Below are 17,862 nucleotides of genomic sequence, written 5' to 3' on the forward strand. Positions count from 1 at the left end.
GACAGCACATCGAGCGAACAACTCGGCTCGGAATGATGGCCGTGCAGGCGGCGCGAGCGCCCGGCGGAGCCTCTTCGCGGGCCGCACACACCGCTGCCTGCTGCACGAGCGGACCCGCGCTCGGCGTACGAGCCATCGGCATGAGGTGGAGACAACGTGCTGACCACACCGCCAGACCTTGATTCGACGATCGCGCGATATGCCACGGCAGACTTCGACGACTCCACGCTGATCCAGGAGGCCGGCCTCGAGTCGCTGTCGCTCCTGCGCCTCGCCGTCGAGGTCGCCGACGAGGACGTGGAGATCGACGCCGCGGGCCTGGTCGAGGTACGGACCGTCGGGGACCTCAAGGTCTGGCTCACCGGCCTGCTCCCGGCCGGCGCGGACGAGCCCGGTGCCGCATGCTGAAGGACGACTCGGCCGTCGGCACGGCGGGCCCCGCCCTGCTCCCCATCACGGACCCCCAGAAGGGGCTGCTCGTCGTCGACAGCCGGGTGTCGGCCCGCGAGATCTACAACCAGACCATGCTGTTCGACCTCGACCCGGGGGTCTCGGATGACGCCGTCGGCGACGCCCTCACCGTCCTGGTCACGGTCCAGCCGGCGCTGCGTCAGGTCTTCGGTCACCTGCCGCGGATGCACGCCAGGTTCACCCCGCCGCCGGAGCCGGGGCAGGTGCCGTGCGAGCGGGTGGAGGTGGCGCCGGGCGGGTACGCCGAAGCCGTCGAGGCCCTGGCGGAGCGGCTCGGACGGCGTCCGTTCGACCTCGCGGCGGGGCCGGCCTACCGGTTCGGGCTCGTGCGCGCCACCGACGGCTCCGCGGCCGTCCTCGTGATGTGCGGCCACCACCTCATCGGGGACGGCGTCTCGGCGGAGCCGCTCGTCCGTGACCTGGAGTCCGCGCTGACCTCGAAGCCCACCGCCGAGGCAGTCGAAGTGCTGCGGGTGGCACGCGAGTCCGCCTTCGTCCGGGAGCTCGAGGCGCAGAACCGGGCCTCCGGCTCGCCGGAGACGGCCGAGCAGGCCGAGGTCTGGGCCGAGCGGCTGCGTGACGTCCCGCCGCTGGTGCTGAATCCCCGGCCGGGGCGGCCGGAGGAGACGGACTTCACCGGTGGGCGCCTCTCCTGGCTGCTCGGCGAGCAGGAGACGGCCGCCTTCCAGGAGGCCTGCAAGCGGCTCTCCGTCACGCCGTTCGTCCTGCTCAGCGCCGTGTACGGGGCCGTCCTCGCCCGGCACGGCGGTGTGTCCACCGTCCTGATCGGCAGCCCGCTGTCGGCCCGGCGCACCGTCCGCGCGTACGACCTCTGCGGCTTCTTCGTCAACACCCTGCCCGTCACGGTCGACGTGGACTGGTCGCGCACGGTGGACGAGCACGTCGCCGGGACCGTCCGGGAAGCCGTCGACTACTGCCGCGCCAGGGTCGCCGTCACGCTCAACCAGCTCGTGGCGAACGTCGGGCAGGACCGCACCAGCAACCGCAACCCCCTGTTCTCCTGCATGCTCGCGATGCAGGACACCTTCGAAGGCACCTCGGACGGCGCCGTCCTCGGGGTGCGGGAACCGGGCAACGGAACGGCGAAGTTCGACCTGTGGCTCGGCGCCACGAAGGTGGACGGCCGATGGCTGCTGGAGCTCGAGTACGACCTGCAGCTGATATCGGAGCCGGTCGCGGAGGCGCTGCTCGCGTCGCTGCGCACGGCACTGCGACGCGCCCTCGAGGACGGCACCCGCTCGCTGGCCGAGCTCTTCGTCGACAGTGAACTGCCGTACCCGGCCGTCGAGTCGGCGGGCGCTGGCGGTCCGGCGCCGGCCCGCGGTCTCACCGAGTGGATCGAGCGGGCCGCCCGGCGCACGCCCGACGCGATCGCCGTCGAGGAGCCCGGGCGCGAGCTGACGTACGGCGAACTCCTGGCCGCCGCCGAGCGGGCCGCGGACGGACTGGCCCGGCACGGCGTCACGCCGGGGCAGGTCGTCGGCCTGTCCCTGGGCGGGCTGTGCGACGCCACGACCGCGATCCTCGCCGTCCTGCGCTGCGGTGCCACCTATCTGCCGCTGGACCCGAGCCTGCCGGCCGAGCGCCTCGCCCACATGGTGGACCGGGCGGGCTGCCGCCTGGTCGTCGGCCACGGCCTGGACCTCCCCGGGATGCGCACCACCGGCCTGGCCGAACTCTCCGTCCCCGGGGACGGGCCCCGCGCCTCGGGCGGCTCCGCGGACTCGGCGGTGTACCTGATGTTCACCTCGGGATCCAGCGGCACCCCCAAGGGGGTGGTGATGGGCCACCGGCCGCTGCTGAACCTGGCGGCGTGGCAGATCTCCGCCATGGAGCACGGCGCGACGACGCGCTTCCTCCAGTACGCGCCGCTCGGCTTCGACGTCTCCTTCCAGGAGATCGTTCCGACGCTCGCCTCGGGCGGCACCGTCGTCTCCCGCGAGCCCGCCGACCGGCGGGACTTCCCGGCGCTGGTCCGCCGCGTCGAGGAGACCCGGGTCAGCCACGTCTTCCTGCCGGTGGCGGCCCTGCGCCCGTTCGTCCAGGCCGCGCAGCGCGCCTCGGTCCGCTTCCCCGACCTGCGGCGCGTCTGCGTCTCCGGTGAGCAGCTGCTCGTCGACGACGAGATCCGCCGGTTCTTCGCCGCCCACCCGGCGTGTGTCCTCGTCAACCTCTACGGCCCGACCGAGACGAACGCCGCCACGGTGCACGAGCTGTGGGGCGACGACCCTGACTGGCCCGCCCACGCACCGATCGGCCGCCCCCTGCCCGGTGTGGTGGCGTACGTGGTCGACGTGACGGGCCACCTCGCACCCGTAGGCGTGCCGGGCGAACTCCACCTCGGGGGCGTCAGCCCCGCGGACGGCTACCTCGACGCGGAGCGGACCGCGGCGAGCTTCCTGCCCGACCGGTTCTCCGCCGACGGCACCGCGCGCATGTACCGCACCGGTGACCAGGTGGTGCGCGACGCCGACGGGACGATGGTCTTCCTCGGCCGGCAGGACAGCCAGACGAAGATCCGCGGGTACCGGGTGGAACTCGGCGAGATCGAGGCGGTCGCCAACGCCGCGCCCGGTGTCCGGCAGTCCGTCGCCGTGGCGCGCGGGCTCGGAGCCGACCGCGAACTGGTCCTCTTCCTCCTCGCGGAGCCCGGCGCCGACCCCGACCACGCGGAGGTCCAGGCCCGGATCACCACGGCGCTGCCGTCGTACATGGCGCCGTCCTGGATCCTCGACACGGACCGGATCCCGACCTCGCGCACCGGCAAGACCGACCGGGACGCCCTGGTCACCCTGGCGGAGCGGCTGATCGCCGAGCGGAGGACGAGCGCGGCCACGACCACGGTCGCCTACGCCTCCGAGCTGGAGCGCGGGCTGGCCGCCATCTGGTCGTCGATCCTGGACACCGACGGCATCGCCCGCGACCGGTCCCTGATCGACTACGGCGCCCACTCCCTGAACATCTTCGCGGCCTTCGCCGAGATCGAGGAGGAGTACGGCACGGCCGTCCCGGTGCCCGAGTTCTTCCGCTCGCCCACCATCGCGACGCTCGCCGAACTCGTCCGCGCGGGCCTGGCCGAGGACGCGCGGGACGGCCTGGAGGCCGAGGACGCGCGGGACGCCCCGGAGGACGAGGACGCGCAGGACGGCCGAGAGGACGGCGACGCGGACGGGGCCCGGGCATGACCGCCGCGGCGGCGCCCGGCCGGCTCCTCAGGATGGCCCGGGGCAAGGACCGCCCCGGCTGCCTGATCCTGCCCGGAGCCGGCGGCGGCCTCACCCCGTACCTGCACCTGGCCTCGCTGCTCGGCGGGTCCCGTGCCGTGGACTTCGTTCGGCCCCTGGGGCTCATGCCGGACGAGGAGCCGGAGACCTCGGTCGCGCAGATGGCCGCGTCGGTCCTCGACATCGTCGGGGCGGCGGCCGCGGCGCCGCGGTTGGTGGTCGGCTGGTCGCTCGGCGGCGTCGTGGCGTGGGAGCTCTGCGTCAGGCTCGCCGAGGCCGGACACCGGCCCGATCTCGTGGTCATCGACAGTTCTCCACTGCCCCGGGTGCCCGGCCCGGGCGAGGACGAGGAGATCGCGGACAGGATGGTGGCCGACCTCGGCCCGAAGGCGGATCCGCGGACCGTCGACCGGGTGCTGCGCACCCTCGCGGCGCAGGCCGCCGCCCTCGCCGACTACCGGGCCGAGTCGCCCTACCCGGGCCGGGTGCTGCTCCTCGTGTGCTCCCCGTACGACGAGGACGGCCGGGAGGACGCCGTACGGCGCTGGCGGGAGCTCGCGCCGCACCTGGACGTCGTCCGCCTCGACGCCGGCCACTACGAGGTCCTCGAGCCCGCGCACCTCCCCCAGTTGGCCATGGCCATTCACACGTTCCACAACCAGGACGAGAACCAGGACGAGCGATGACAGAGGAAACAGCGACGACCGCGACGGCCCGGCCCCCGGTGGCCGTCGTCAGCGGCGGCACCCGCGGCATCGGGCTCGCGTTCAGCCGCCGGCTGGTGAAGCTGGGCTTCCAGGTGAGCGCGCTGTACCGGTCCGACGAGGAAGGCGCGCGCGCGGCGCAGCGGGAGCTGGGCCCCCGGCTGGACACCGTGCGGGTGGACCTGTCCGACGGGACCGCGGTGGCCGCGGCCGCCGAGGCGGTGCTGGCGCGGTACGGGCCGCCGACGGTCCTGGTGAACAACGCCGGGATGAACATCGACCGCCCGTTCCTGGAGATGAGCCACGACGACTGGCGGCGGGTCGTCGACACCAACCTCTCCGGCGTCTTCTACCTGACCCGCGCGCTCGCCCCGGCGATGGTCGCCTCGGGCGCCGACGCGACGATCGTCAACGTCGGTGCCACCACGGGCATCCGCCCCCGCCTCAACGGCGCCAACTACTGCGCGAGCAAGGCGGGCCTGCTGCACCTGACCAAGTGCCTCGCGCTGGAACTGGCACCCCGCGTCCGGGTCAACTGCCTGATTCCCGGCAACACCGAGACCGACGAACTGGTCGAACGGTTCAACCTGAACGATCCGGACTCCCGGCGCCGGATGCTCGCCGAGATCCCGCAGCGGCGGATCGCCGACCCGGACGAGATCGCGGACGCCCTGGAGTTCCTCGTCGGCCCGAACAGCGCCTACATGACGGGACAGAAGCTCGTCGTGGACGGCGGACAGTTCATGTGGTGACGGGCCCGGCGGCACGTTCGGAGGCGGGCGGCAGACCGCTCCGTCGCCCTCCCGGTCCACGCGACCTCCCGACCAGCGACTCCTCCGAAAGGGAAGCACCATGACGACCCGTTCCCTCTACGACTGGTTCCGCGCCTCGGCCGAGGCGAATCCGGACGCCTCGGCCCTCGAGGTGCTCGGCGTCACCCTCAGCTACGCCGAACTGCGGGCCGCCGCCGAGTGGATGTCGGCCCGGATGGTCGAGGCGGCGGGCGGCCGGCCCGGCCGGGTGGGCCTGCTCACCTCGCGCACCGCGGTCAGCTACGTCGCCTACCTGGCCGCGCAGCGGCTCGGTGCGACCGTCGTGCCGCTGAACCCCGCCGCACCGGCGTCGCGCAACCTGGACATCACCGAGGAGGGCGGGCTCAGCCTCACGGTGTTCGACGACAACGCGGGCGATGGCGCGGCCGAGTACCGGCGCGACTGCGCAGTGGCGCTGCTCGACATGACGGGCGACAAGTGGCGCCCCCTGCTCGCCCCCGAGCCCTCGGACGACATCCCGGACCAGGGCCACCCGGCGGAGACCGACACCGCGTACATCATCTTCACCAGCGGGACCACCGGCCGGCCCAAGGGCGTGCCCATCCGGTACGCCAGCATCAACGCGTTCCTCACGGACACCATCGCGCGCTACGAACTCGGCCCCGGCTGCCGGGTCTCGCAGTCCTTCGAGATGTCCTTCGACGGATCGGTGTCCGAGATCTTCGCCACCTGGGGCTCGGGAGCGACCCTCTGCGTGGCGCAGCACGGTGACGTGTTCACCCCGGTGCGGTTCATCAACGCCAAGCGGATCACCCACTGGATGTCGGTGCCGTCCGTCATCTCCTTCGCCAAGCGCCTGCGCGCGCTCGCCCCCGGGAGCATGCCGACGCTGCGCCGGGCCATGTTCGGCGGGGAACGGCTCGCCTTCGACCAGGCCGAGGCCTGGTCCGCCGCGGCGCCGAACGCGGTCATCAGCAACTGCTACGGCCCGACCGAGACCACGATCGTCATCACCGGGTACGCGGTGCCGCGGGATCGGGCCGACTGGCCGGAGACCACCGGCCGGTCCCTCCCGATCGGGATCCCGAACCCGCACATGGACTGGCTCCTGCTGGACGAGGACCTCCGGCCCACCGACGACGGCGAGCTGTGCGTACGGGGGCCCCAGCGCTTCCCCGGCTACCTGGACCCGGACGACAACGTCGGGCGCTTCGTCCGCATGGAGCCGGGCCCGGACGGCGGCCCGCGGCGCGGCCGCCTCCACGACGGACGGGAGCCGCTCACGCCGGAGCACTACTACCGCACCGGCGACCGGTGCCGGCTTGAGCACGGCGAACTGTTCCACCTCGGGCGGATCGACGGACAGGTCAAGATCCGCGGCAACCGGATCGAACTCGGCGAGATCGAGACGGCGCTGCGCTGCCACCTGTCGATCGACGAGGCCATCGTCCTCGTCGTGCCCGCCGCGGACGGCGAGAACGAGCTGCGCACCGTGTACACGGGCAAGGAGGTCCCGGCGGAGGAGTTCGCCGACCTGGTCTCCGCCCTGCTCCGCTACATGCGCCCGCGGAGCTACCACCACCGGGACTCGCTCCCGCTGACCACCGTCGGGAAGGTGGACCGCAAGCGGCTCACCGAAGAGTTGGCGCACTGACGTGCGTCCGGTGTCCGACCCGACCGGTCGTACGGGCCGCCCAGTGACCGAGGAGACGAGCGTGACCGCCAGATCCCTGACCATCCCGGCGACGGCCCAGCAGGCAGCCAGGTGGCGCGCCCTGCGGACCGCCAGGGACAGGTCCGTGTACCACGTCACCTGGCGCCTGGGGTGCGCCGGCCGCGTCGACTTCGACGCGCTCGCCGCCGCCTGGCAGGTCGTGACGAACCGTCACGAGAGCCTGCGCTCCCGGTTCGAGGAGCTCGACGGCGAGCTGAAGATGATCATTGAGCCGACCGTGGACGTCGCCGCGCAGCTGATCGAGCCGGACGTGCCGGAGGCCGGCGGGGTCGCGGAGGAGTTCGCGCGCGTCGCCGCGGAACTGCACCTGCGGGAGTTCCACCTGGAAGCGGGCCCCGTGGGCCGGCTGGCCCTGGTCAGGATCGGCGCCCAGCAGGAGATCGTCCTGACGATCCATCACATCGCGGTGGACGGCTGGGGGATGACCGTCCTGTTCGAGGAGCTCTCCGCCGCGTACGTGAGCCTGACCCGGGGCGAGAAGCCGGTCTTCGCCCACGACGCCGTCAGTTTCCACGAGTACGCCGAGAAGCTGCGCGCCGAGGAGGCGAAGGGCCGATGGCGGCGGACCATCGACCACTGGCGCACGGCGCTCGACGGGGTCACCCTCGGCACGGTCGCCCACGACCGTGAGCTCGGCCGGCCCACGGCGGTCGGGGATCCCGGCACGACCGTGCGCTACCGGTTCAGCGAGCGGGCCGACGCGGCGCGTACGGCACTGGCCCAGGAACTAGGCGCCACCCCGTTCGCCGTGATGCTGGCCGCCTGGCAGATCGTCCTGGCGCGGGGCGGAGTACGCGAGTCGACCATCGGCGTCCGCAGCATGAACCGGACCACCCGCAGCGAGCTGGCACTGGTCGGACTCGTCAGCAACGCCTGCCTGGTCCGTGCCACGGTCGACGACGGGGCGTCGATCCGTGAGGTGATCGGGGCGGCGCGGGACGCGACCTGGGACGTGCTGGGCCGCCAGGGCGTGCCGTTCCCGGTCGTGCACGCGAACCTCCCGGAGGAGACCCGGGCCCGTCTGACCAACGTCAAGCTGACCCTCAACTACCTCGGGCCGATCGGTCGCAACCTCAGCCTCGGCGACGTCCGCCTGACCATGCTGGAGACGCCGAACCGCGCCGCCCGCGCCGACATGGTCGTCGGCTACTGGGACGGCGAGGACGGGATCCTCTCCGAGACCGAGTACAACACCGAGGCGTACGAGGAGGAGACGGTACTGCGGATGCTGCGCGACATGGACGAGGTCCTGGTCGCGGCCGGGGAGGACCCGGACCGGCCGGTGGGCGGCGTACGGGTGCGGACCCGGTCCGCGCTCGCCGCGTGGTAGGCCCTTCCCCCGCGACCCGTCCCGGACGGAAGGGGCGTCGACGGAGGAGGCCCGGACGGCTGTCACCCCGTCCGGGCCCCTTCCCCGCCGGCCGTGGCCGGCCTAGGACGCCGCGCGTGCCGAGCGGGACCCGTTCGCGCTCGACACGTACCGCGCTCCGCCGAGCGGCTCGGCCTGGGCCCCGGTCCGGTCACGCGGGACCAGGGCCGTGAGCCTCGCCCTCGCCTGGTCCCGCGCGGCGCCGGCGTCGTGGTCGACGACGCGCCGGACGGCCTCGGCGTCCTCGTGGTCCGAGGCCGCGATGTGCTCCGAGGCCGCGATCTCCCGCGCCAGCGCCCGGACGCTCTGCGGAGCCCGGTAGCGGTCGATCGCCAGCGACTCGAGGAGCCCGACGTCGACGAGCCGTTCGGCGACCCGGTGGGCCTCGCCCTCGGCCCTGCCGAGGAGCACGGCCAGCGCCGTGACGGTGACGACGGCCCGGTCGAGGAAGCCCAGTCGGCGCAGCGCCGTCAGCGCCGACGCGCCCGTCCCGCCGGACCGGTGGCTCCCGTCGGCCCCGTCGCTCCCGTCGGCTCCGTCGGCCCCGTCGGTCAGGAGGCGGACGCTCGCCATCAGCGACTCCCGCAGGCTGACGTTGCCGTCGGCCAGGAAGTCGAGCCGCTGGTGCGGCTCGGCCACGTACCGGGCGAAGTCCGCGACCGTCCAGTCGGGCCGGGTCGCGAGCCGGTCCGCGGCGAGCCGCAGCGCGAAGGGCAGGTGGTCGCAGGACTCGACCAGTGAGGCGGCGGCGGAGAGTTCCGCGTCGATGCGCGGCACACCGACGCTCTGCCTGAGCAGGTCGATCGAGGCGGACTCGGTCAGCCCTCCCAGGCGCAGATGTGTGAGGCCGTCCACCCCCGCGATGGGCGACCGGCTGGTGATGAGGAACGTGATGCCGGGCGCCGCCGGGAGCAGCTCCCGGATCTGCGCGGAGTCCCGGACGTTGTCGAGCACGACCAGGGCCCGGCGCCCGGCCGGACCGGCCCCGGTGCGCAGCGCCGCCTCCTCCTCGCTGCCCCGCTCCATCCCGAAGGAGGCCGGCATCAGCTCCATCGCCTGCTCGGGCCGCAGCGCGCGGGCGCCCGCCGTGCCCCGCAGGTCCAGGTGGACCTGCCCGCCGGGGAAGTCGCCCGCCGTGGCGTGCGCGGCCTCGACGGCCAGTGCGCTCTTGCCCGACCCGGCCGGCCCGTGGATCGCGACCGCCGGGCGTCCTTCGGCCAGGAGCCCGACCAGCTCGTCGAGTTCGGCCGTCCGGCCGACGAACGGCACGCGCCGGCGCGGGAGCAGTCGCGGCGCAGCCTCCGCGGCCGCCGCCGGCCCGCCGGGAGCGGCCGCCGTCACCGTCAGCTCGTGGCGGGCGGCCCGGTCGTTGAGGCTCGGATCCTCCTCCAGGATGCGCTGCTGGAGCTCGCGCAGCGGCCGGCTCGGGTCGATGCCCAACTCGTCCGCGAGCAGGTGGTGCAGGTCCCGGTACACCCCCAGAGCCTCGGCCTGCTGCCCGGTCCGGTAGAGCGCCGTCATCAGGTACTCGTGGAGCCGTTCCCGCAACGGGTGCTGGGCGACCAGGAGTTTGAGCTCGGGCAGCACGTCCTCGTGTTCCCCGAGGGCGATCTGGACGCCGAGCTTCGCCTCCATCACCGCCAGCCGGGACTCCTCCAGGCGGGCGGACTCGGCCATGATCGAGGAGGTGAGGGCGACGTCGGCGAGGGGCGCGCCCCGCCAGAGGTCGAGCGCGGCACTGAAGGACCTCAGGGCCTCGACCGGGTTCCCCGCGGCGCGCTGGGTGCGGCCGGCGGCGACCAGCGACTCGTACTCGTGCAGGTCGAGTCCGCCGGCCGGCACGGCCAGTTGGTACCCGGCGGGGCGGGTGAGGAGAACCTTCCCCTCCGGGTCGCCGATGGCGGCGCGCAGCCGCCACACACAGCCGGCGAGCAGGCTGCCCACGTGACTCGACGGCCCGTCGCTCCACAGTTCCGCGTGCAACTGCGGTGCGGGTACCAGATGGTTGGCGTTCAGGAGCAGGACGGCCAGGAGCGCACGCTGCTTGGCGGCCTTGACGGCGACCCAGTTCTCCCCGTCGTGGTGCTCGACCGGCCCCAGGATGCGGAACTTCACAGGTTGTTGACGCATCGTTCGGCTCACGTCCCTCAGGCCGGGACGGTGACCGAGGCGTGGCGGCGGGCGACCAGCGAGGCCCGGATCTCGCCGGCCCGGACGGCGACCATGGACAGCAGGTTCGCGGTGATGCCGTGGGTGTGTTCCGTGCCGCCCTGCAGGTAGAAGCCCGTCTCGACGGTCTCGTCGGTGTCGATCCGGTAGTCGCGGTGGACCAGCGGCCGGCCGCTCTCGTCGCGCCGGCAGCTCCCGGCCAGGGCGCCGAGCAGCACGGTGGGGTCGGGCTCGGTGTAGCCGGTGGCGTACACGACGGCGTCGGCGGTCAGCTGCTCCACGGATCCGTCCGCCAGGTTCCGCACGTGGACGGTCACGGCCTCGGCCCCGTCCTCGACGTGCGTGACCCGGGCGGTGCCCATGATGCGCAGCCGGTTCTCGCCCCGGACCTTCTCCTGGTAGGCGCGTCGGTACAGCTCGTCGATGAGGTCGATGTCGACCACGCCGTAGTTGGTGTTGCGGTGGTAGTCCATGAGCCGGCGGCGCACCGAGGGGTCCGCGCGGTGGTAGAGGTCCACCGCCTCCGGGTCGAAGATGCGGTTGGCGTACGGGCTGTCGTCCGCCGGGCTGTAGCCGTAGCGGGAGAGTACGGCGCAGACCTCGGCCCCCTCGTAGGTGCGGTGGAGGTGGTCGGCGACCTCGGCGGCGCTCTGCCCGGCGCCGATCACGACGAAGCGGCGCGGCGCCGTGGCCGGGAACTCCGCGAGGCGGTGCAGGAACTCGCTGGAGTGCCAGACCCGTGCGGAGCGCGCGACGCCCTCGGGCATGCAGGGGACGAGACCCGTGCCGATCGAGAGGTTGCGGGCCCGGTAGGTGACCCGCTCGGTGCCGTCGACGCCCCGCGCGGTCACCTCGACCTCGCGCACCGGGCCGTGTTCCGTACCGCCGCCGACCGGGGCGACGGCGGTGACCTCCAGGCCGTAGCGCACCATGTGGTCCACGCCGGCGGCGCTCCAGCACAGGTAGTCGTGGAACTCCTCGCGGCTCGGGAAGAGCAGCTTGTGGTTGATGAAGTCCACCAGCCGGCCCTGGTCGTGCAGGTACGACACGAAGCTGAAGCGGCTGCTCGGGTTGCGCATCGTGGCGAGGTCCTTGAGGAAGGACACCTGCATGGTGGCGCCCTCGATGAGCATGCCGCGGTGCCAGCCGAAGGACGGCTGCTTCTCCAGGAAGGCGGCGGTCAGCCGCTGGGCGGGGGCAACGGTCTCGTTGTGTTCCTCGATGGCGATCGCCAGGGCGAGGTTGGCCGGGCCGAAGCCCACGCCCACGATGTCGTGGACGGAGTCCGGCCGGTCGAGTTCGGACAGGGAGCTCAGGAAGGTCATCGTCGAACGTCTCTCGCTCGCGAAGCCCCGGCGAGAGGGCTTCTGGTGTGGGGGGAGGGGAAGGGCGCAGGGGGTCAGCCGAGTGCCGCGAGGGCGTGGGCGGCGGCCGACTCCGCCACCGCGGGAGCGGTCTTGAAGCCGGCGCCGGAGCCGCCGGTGGCGAACACGACGCGGGGCGCGGACGGGTCCGGGCCGACCAGCGGGCGGCCGTCGGCCGTGAACAGGTCGACACCGTGGCGCCCGCCGAGGAACTCGGCCCGCGCGAGTCCGGGCCAGCGCCGTACGGCACCTTCCCGGATGTGCTCGGCCTGGGCGGCGGTGACGGTGTCCGCGCCGCCGGGCGGGACGTCCCACTCGTCCGCCGGGCGGCCCACCAGCCAGCCGCCCGCGCCGAGCCCGGTGTGCTGGGGGCGCGCCCACAGCCCCGTGACGAGGTCCACCACCGTCGGCGTGGCCGGGTTCCCGGGGAGCCGGAAGAAGGCGTAGCGGATGCGCTTGGTGCGCGGCTGCCCGGCGGGCGCGTCCGCCGTCGCCGTGAGGCCGTGTCCGCGGATCCCCGGGGTTCCGGCGCCGGCCGCGAGGACCACGACGCGGGCGCCGACCTCGCCCCGCTCCAGGGTGACGTGGACGTGGTCAGGCCGCTGGTCCAGGTGCAGGACCCGGCCGGGCAGGACGAAGGCCCCGTGCGCGGCGGCGTCCCGGCGGTGCCGCAGGCAGGTGGCGGCCGGGTCGGCGTAGCCGCCGCCCGGTTCCCACACCGCGCCGGCCACGTCCCGGGTACGGAGCCCGGGGAAGCGGTCGTCGAGTTCGCGCGGGGTGAGGAGGGCGGCCTCGATCCCGGCGCCGCTGAGCTCGGCCACGCCCTTCGCGGCCTCGTCCAGGTCCGCCTCGCCGAGCAGGACCAGGGAACCCGTCCGCCGGAAGCCGCTCGGGCCGTGCGGGGCGGCGCCTTCGCGCCAGGCCGGCCGGTGGCTGCGCACGGCGAGTTCGCGCATGGCCGGGTCCGGTTCGTAGGCCCGGACGAGCCCGCCCGAGTACCGGGTCGCCGCCGGGTCCTCGGCGGACGGGGCCGTCATGGCGACGCGCAGGCCCTGGCGGGCCAGGAGGTCGGCGGTGGCGGCGCCGAGGACGCCGGCCCCGACGACCAGCACGTCGTAGGCCTTGCCGTCGTGCCCGGCGCCGTTCCCGGCACCGTGCCGGGCCGCCGTGGGCCGGGTGGGCGGGTCCAGCGGGACCACCTCCCAGCCGGGGCCGCTCGTGCCGGCCGCGCTCGGTTCCGGGTCCCCCTGCGGGGTGAAGCGGCGGTCCGCGTGGGCGCGCACGGCGTCCAGGAGCGCCGTCCCGGTGAGTTCCGGCCGTGCGGTGAGGACGGCGGCGGCGGTGGCGAGGGCCGACTCGACGTAGGCGGCGGCGCCGCCGCGCAGCCGGGCCACGCTCGCCGCGTGGCCCGCGTCCCCGAGGAGCCCGGGGAACTCGTCGACCGCGCAGTCGTCGGTGAAGTACAGCGCCCCCGTGAAGCCCGCCGCCCGCCGGGCACGGGCCTCGCGGGCGGCGCCCACGTGGGTGCCGCAGACGACGAGCGCGTCGGCGCCGCCCGCGTCCACGAGCCGCACACCGTCGGCGGGCAGGCCGCGCAGGAGCTGGGCGAGGACCGCGCCGTAGGTGCTGCCGTCGTCCGCCACCGCGAGGCGGGTGTGCCCCGCCCGGCGGATCGCGGAGCGCAGTTCGACGAGCTGGGCCAGGTCGTCCGGGCACCACCGCAGCGCGGCGCCGGCCGGCCCGTCGAGCAGGCGCGGCGCGGTCGCGAGCGGGAGCAGGAGCGGCACGCCCGCGCAGCGGTAGACCGGGAGGGCGAGCCGGGCACCGGCGCTGTTGAAGTGGCCGACGACCAGGGCGTGGCCGCCGTCGGCGACGATCGTCTCGGCGACCTTGCGGGCGACGATGGCGTCGCCCCGGTCGTCGTGGAACTCCCACCGCACGCCGTCGTGCGCCGCCGCGGCGCCTTCGAGCAGCTCGCCCCAGGCGGCGCGCGGACCGGAGAACGGGCCGACGACCGCGACGCGCACGGTGCCCGTTCCCCGGTCGTCGGCCGTGGTGCCCGCCTCAGCCACCGAACACCGCCGAGTCGGGCACGGCGAGCGGGGTGCCGGCCGGCGGGGCGGCCATCGCCGCCGCGTCCACCCGGCGGCCCGCCGGGACACCGAGGAGTTCCGCCAGGCGGGCCGAGGCCGCGGGCAGGACCGGGGCGGCCCAGGCCGCGAGGCCGACGGCGACCGCGAGCTGGGCGACGACGGCCGAGCGGTGGGCGGCCGCGCCCTGGGGGCGGTCCCGCTCGTGGCTGTGGACGTGCCCGAAGTCCGTCGCCAGCGCGATGGCCTCGTCGAGCAGGGCGACCGCGCGGCGGGTGTCGTAACCCGCCACCCCGTAGGCCTCCCGCAGGTCGTCGGCCAGGCGGGCCAGCCGGCCCCGCAGCCGCTCCCAGGCCGCTCCCTGCGGGCGCTCCTGGGGCACGACGCCGCCGAAGTCCTCGGCCACCGTGGTCAACAGGCCGTGCAGCCAGCCGTCCCAGGCGTCGGCGAGGTGCTGCCGGCTGCGTTCGAGCGCCGCCGGGGTGAAGTTGGTCTGACGGCCGTTGGGGCGGTCCGAGAGGACGTGGTAGCGCAGGACGTCCGCGCTGGTGCGGGCGAGTTCGTCCCGGGCCCAGACGGCGTGGCCGCGGCTGGTGGAGAACTTCAGCCCCTCCAGTCGGTAGAACTCGTTGACGACGAAGGCGCGGGGCAGCGGCGCGTCCGCGGAGCGGGCCAGGAAGGCGGCCGGGTTCAGCACGGCGTGGAAGTAGCCGTTGTCGAAGCCGAAGAACTGCACGGGGCCGGGGGCCGGGCGGCCGGTGCCGCACTGCTCCCACTCGACGAGGTACCCCGGGGCCATCTCGAACCAGACGTACACCCGCTGGTCCCGGAAGCCCTCGACGGGAACCGGCACGCCCCAGTCGGAGGGGTGGCTCACGGCGATCTCGGGCAGCCCCTCGTGCAGCATCCGCTCGCACAGCGCGCGCAGGTGCGGCGGCATGTCGACGCGCTGCCAGAAGTCCTGGAGCCGTTCGGCGAAGGGGGCGAGCGGGAAGTAGAGCCGCTCGCAGTCGCGCAGTTCGGCGGGGGAGCCGCAGCCGGTGCAGACGGGGTCGCGCAGATCGCCGCAGTCGTTGGGGCGGCCGCACGGCTCGCAGGCGTTGCCGTTGGAGGCGGAGCCGCAGTGCGGGCAGTCCCCCTTGACGTAGGCCTCGTACAGCCAGCGCTCGCAGCCGGTGCAGTACGGCAGCGGGCGGGTGCGCGCGACGATGTGGCCGGCGTCGTGGAGCTCCTTGAAGAAGTCCTGGACGTGGGCCTGGTAGCCGGCGGTGCGGCGCGGGCGGACGACCGTGTCGAAGTCCGCGTGGGCCCGGGACCAGACCTCCTCGATGGAGTCGCCGTAGTGGTCGGCGACCTCCTCGCCCTTGAGGCCGCCGTCCTTCAGCCCGCGCACCGGCACGTAGCTCTGGTGGTCGTCGAGGCCGGTGGTGTAGCGGACGTCCACGCCGTCGGCGGCCAGGAAGCGGCGCAGCACGTCCCCCGCGAGGTAGGGGCCCGCCAGGTGCCCCAGGTGCAGGGGGCCGTTGGGGGTGGGCGGCGTGGCGGTGATCCACTCGGCGGTGCTCATGCGGAGGCCTCCTCGGCCTTGGCCGGCTCGTGCAGCGGCCAGTAGAAGGAGACCCACTGGAGCTCCGCGTCGCCCGTGCTGTGCACCACGTGCTCCTGGTTGCGGGGCAGCACCACCACGTCGCCGGCGCCGCAGGACGTCTCCTCGCCGGCGAGGGTGACCCGGCCGGTTCCGGACACCACGATCATGACCTCGTCCTGGTCGTGGCAGTCCGGTGCGGAGCTGCTGCCGGCCGGCAGGAAGCAGGCCATGGCACCGACCGGCGGCTCCTCCCCGGCGGCACCGGGCCAGGGGATGATCCGCTGGCAGCGCATGCCGAACTCCTCGGCGGCGGAGTTCCGGTCGATGCGGATTTTCGTGATCAACGGTCGGGTCCTCTCACAACGTGCGGGCGGTGATTCGGTGTTCGGGTCTCAGACGCTGGAGAGCACGTCAGCCGCGCAGTTCCAAGGTGCAGCACTTGGCGCCGCCGCCGGCCTTGAGCAGCTCGGGCAGGTCGATGCCGATGGGCTCGAAACCCCTCGTGCGGAGCTCCTCGGCGAGGTGGGTCGCGGCGCTCGGCAGCAGGACGTGCCGGCCGTCGCTGAAGGCGTTCAGCCCGAACACCTCGGCGTCCGCCTCGGTCGCGATGACCGCGTCCGGGAAGAGTTCGCGCAGTACGGCCTGGCTGCCGGCGGAGAACGCCCCGGGGAAGTACATGACCTCCTCGTCGGACAGCACCGCGAGCGTGGTGTCGAGGTGGTAGAAGCGGGGGTCCACCAGGGTGAGCCCGGTGACGGGGACGCCGAAGAACTCCTGCGCCTCGAAGTGCGAGCGGAGGTCGCTGCGGAACCCGGTGCCGGCCAGCAGGCGGCGTCCGGCCAGCAGGTAGTCGCCCTCGCCCTCGTTGATGAACTCCGGCCAGTGGACGTCGGTGTAGCCCTGCTCGCGGAACCACTCCAGGTAGGCGGGGCCCTCCGCGGTGCGCTCCATGTGGCGGAAGCGCGCGCCGAGGACCTTGCCGTCGACCATGGTGGCCCCGTTGGCCGCGAAGACCATGTCGGGCAGTCCGGGGATCGGCTCGATGAGTTCGACGGTGTGGCCGAGGTCCCGGTAGAGGTCGCGCAGCCGCTCCCACTGGACGAGCGCGCTCCCGGCGTCCGACGGCTTCTCGGGGTGCATCCACGGGTTGATGGAGTAGGTGACGTCGAAGTACCGGGGGGCGCACATCAGGATCCGCTTGGGCTTCGCGGTCCGCCGCGGCCGTGGCGCGATCGATCCGGGTCGGTCGGAGGGGGCGATGGAGTCCGAGTACGGCATGGTTGTTTCCCTTTGCGTAGACGAGAACCGGCCCACCGGAGGCCCGCGGGAGGCGCACCGGGTGGTGGGCGCGAGGCAGCGCCGCGGCGGTGCGGTCGGCACCGGCGCGTCTGCGGGGGCGAGGAGGGGGGCGGACGTCGGTCGGATCAGTCGACGACGAACACCCCGGAGCGGTTGAGCTCCTGGAGGAACGCCAGGTCGCGGAGGAGGACGTCCTCGTCCGCGTGCCTGAGCAGGACGATGGCGCCGGCGCCCTCGTCCACGGTGGGCTCGACCGGATCGCCGAGCGCCGGCATGAAGAGGTCCTGGCGGTACGACGGGAGACGGCGCACCTCGTCCAGGCCGGTGAACCCCCTCAGCGTGCCGCGCCGCCGCACCTTGAAGGCGTAGTCGGCCACGAACCCGTCCGGGGTCTCGGCCGTCCGCCCGGCCTGGCCGGCGATGCCGACGAACGCGCAGAGGTCCGGCAGCGGCGCCCCGGCGACCCGGTGCGCGAACTTCACCACCTTGACCTGGTCGTCGCCGAGCACCACCTCGAAGCAGACCGGCCCGTCGCCGTCCGCCGTCGCCGCGGCCAGCGGCTGCAGCCGGTCGCGCAGCAGCTTGACCTCCGGCGCGTCGGGCAGGACGTTCACCACCGAGGTGAGGAGCGAGCGCGGCCCGTCGTCCATGGTGTAGCAGCGCCAGGTGTCGGTGAGGCACAGCTGCCCGTCCACCACGACGCCGTTGGCGAAGTAGGGTGTGCCCGGGACGTGGTCGTGGACGACGGCCCGGCCGCCCTCGCGCCACAGCCCGCCGAGCTCGGCCGCCGGCAGCGGCCGGTCCGGGCCGGTGAAGAACGCGGACCCCGTGTCGGTCGAGAACTCGGGCCGGAGTACCTTGAGGCTGCCCGCGGTGTCCTTCAGATAGCGGTCGAGCGCCTGCGGGTCGCTGAAACAGACCGTCTCGAAGGCGAGTTGCTCATCGACGTTCCGTACGGTCTCGTGCTGGACCACTTTGCTGTTCGTCATGGCGTGAGTAGCTCCACCGATTGTGTGTCGAGAAGGGTGTCCGGCGGGCCCCGGACCGCCCTGCGG

General features: G+C 73.9%; 13 protein-coding genes. 6 read left to right on the forward strand and 7 right to left on the reverse strand.

Annotated elements, in window-relative coordinates; genetic code table 11:
• Window positions 1–156: 156 nt before the first annotated feature.
• The 6 genes from ACWDBE_RS19005 to ACWDBE_RS19030 all read left to right on the forward strand — a co-directional run bounded on the left by ACWDBE_RS19005 (window position 157) and on the right by ACWDBE_RS19030 (window position 8,258).
• Window positions 157–408 (forward strand): phosphopantetheine-binding protein, encoded by a 252-nt coding sequence (locus ACWDBE_RS19005; RefSeq protein ID WP_449792566.1) that lies wholly within the window; start codon window positions 157–159, stop codon window positions 406–408.
• On the forward strand, window positions 402–3,677 hold the full coding sequence (locus ACWDBE_RS19010) for a non-ribosomal peptide synthetase (RefSeq protein WP_449808584.1): 3,276 nt from the start codon (window positions 402–404) through the stop codon (window positions 3,675–3,677). Before ACWDBE_RS19005 ends, ACWDBE_RS19010 begins: the two co-directional genes overlap by 7 nt.
• Complete coding sequence (locus ACWDBE_RS19015) at window positions 3,674–4,402, forward strand: alpha/beta fold hydrolase (protein ID WP_449808585.1); 729 nt, start codon at window positions 3,674–3,676, stop codon at window positions 4,400–4,402. Before ACWDBE_RS19010 ends, ACWDBE_RS19015 begins: the two co-directional genes overlap by 4 nt.
• Window positions 4,399–5,172, forward strand: a complete 774-nt coding sequence (locus ACWDBE_RS19020; protein WP_449808586.1) for an SDR family NAD(P)-dependent oxidoreductase — start codon at window positions 4,399–4,401, stop codon at window positions 5,170–5,172. The genes ACWDBE_RS19015 and ACWDBE_RS19020 overlap by 4 nt, the downstream gene beginning before the upstream one ends.
• Before the next feature lie 100 nt (window positions 5,173–5,272).
• Complete coding sequence (locus ACWDBE_RS19025; RefSeq protein ID WP_449808587.1) at window positions 5,273–6,847, forward strand: AMP-binding protein; 1,575 nt, start codon at window positions 5,273–5,275, stop codon at window positions 6,845–6,847.
• 61 nt (window positions 6,848–6,908) lie between these two features.
• Window positions 6,909–8,258, forward strand: coding sequence for a condensation domain-containing protein (locus ACWDBE_RS19030; RefSeq protein WP_449808588.1), 1,350 nt, complete (start codon window positions 6,909–6,911; stop codon window positions 8,256–8,258).
• A 102-nt stretch (window positions 8,259–8,360) separates the two neighbouring features.
• Here the strand turns inward: ACWDBE_RS19030 and ACWDBE_RS19035 are convergent, their stop codons facing one another.
• The 7 genes from ACWDBE_RS19035 to ACWDBE_RS19065 form a co-directional block, all read right to left on the reverse strand.
• On the reverse strand, window positions 8,361–10,412 hold the full coding sequence (locus tag ACWDBE_RS19035; protein ID WP_449808589.1) for a BTAD domain-containing putative transcriptional regulator: 2,052 nt from the start codon (window positions 10,410–10,412) through the stop codon (window positions 8,361–8,363).
• A gap of 32 nt (window positions 10,413–10,444) precedes the next feature.
• Window positions 10,445–11,791 (reverse strand): lysine N(6)-hydroxylase/L-ornithine N(5)-oxygenase family protein, encoded by a 1,347-nt coding sequence (locus ACWDBE_RS19040; protein ID WP_449792559.1) that lies wholly within the window; start codon window positions 11,789–11,791, stop codon window positions 10,445–10,447.
• 74 nt (window positions 11,792–11,865) lie between these two features.
• The gene (locus tag ACWDBE_RS19045) at window positions 11,866–13,857 is read right to left on the reverse strand and encodes an FAD-dependent oxidoreductase (RefSeq protein WP_449808590.1); all 1,992 of its coding nucleotides are present in this window, start codon (window positions 13,855–13,857) and stop codon (window positions 11,866–11,868) included.
• Between the two features lie 37 nt (window positions 13,858–13,894).
• The gene (locus tag ACWDBE_RS19050; RefSeq protein ID WP_449792557.1) at window positions 13,895–15,487 is read right to left on the reverse strand and encodes a methionine--tRNA ligase; all 1,593 of its coding nucleotides are present in this window, start codon (window positions 15,485–15,487) and stop codon (window positions 13,895–13,897) included.
• Window positions 15,484–15,852, reverse strand: a complete 369-nt coding sequence (locus ACWDBE_RS19055; RefSeq protein WP_392874953.1) for a cupin domain-containing protein — start codon at window positions 15,850–15,852, stop codon at window positions 15,484–15,486. Before ACWDBE_RS19055 ends, ACWDBE_RS19050 begins: the two co-directional genes overlap by 4 nt.
• 67 nt (window positions 15,853–15,919) lie before the next feature.
• Window positions 15,920–16,786, reverse strand: coding sequence for a dimethylargininase (ddaH, locus tag ACWDBE_RS19060; protein ID WP_449808591.1), 867 nt, complete (start codon window positions 16,784–16,786; stop codon window positions 15,920–15,922).
• A 146-nt stretch (window positions 16,787–16,932) separates the two neighbouring features.
• Window positions 16,933–17,796: a hypothetical protein gene (locus tag ACWDBE_RS19065; RefSeq protein WP_449792555.1), complete on the reverse strand. Its 864-nt coding sequence runs from the start codon at window positions 17,794–17,796 to the stop codon at window positions 16,933–16,935.
• Between the last annotated feature and the right edge of the window lie 66 nt (window positions 17,797–17,862).

The sequence above is a fragment of the Kitasatospora sp. NPDC001132 genome, from assembly GCF_053598415.1.

Bases quoted from the DNA above. Each gene is read 5' to 3' on its own strand.
- ACWDBE_RS19010 (WP_449808584.1), top strand. From the start codon at position 402: ATGCTGAAGGACGACTCGGCCGTCGGCACGGCGGGCCCCGCCCTGCTC.
- ACWDBE_RS19015 (WP_449808585.1), top strand. From the start codon at position 3,674: ATGACCGCCGCGGCGGCGCCCGGCCGGCTCCTCAGGATGGCCCGGGGC.
- ACWDBE_RS19020 (WP_449808586.1), top strand. From the start codon at position 4,399: ATGACAGAGGAAACAGCGACGACCGCGACGGCCCGGCCCCCGGTGGCC.
- ACWDBE_RS19025 (WP_449808587.1), top strand. From the start codon at position 5,273: ATGACGACCCGTTCCCTCTACGACTGGTTCCGCGCCTCGGCCGAGGCG.
- ACWDBE_RS19040 (WP_449792559.1), bottom strand. From the start codon at position 11,791: ATGACCTTCCTGAGCTCCCTGTCCGAACTCGACCGGCCGGACTCCGTC.
- ACWDBE_RS19050 (WP_449792557.1), bottom strand. From the start codon at position 15,487: ATGAGCACCGCCGAGTGGATCACCGCCACGCCGCCCACCCCCAACGGC.
- ddaH (WP_449808591.1), bottom strand. From the start codon at position 16,786: ATGCCGTACTCGGACTCCATCGCCCCCTCCGACCGACCCGGATCGATC.
- ACWDBE_RS19065 (WP_449792555.1), bottom strand. From the start codon at position 17,796: ATGACGAACAGCAAAGTGGTCCAGCACGAGACCGTACGGAACGTCGAT.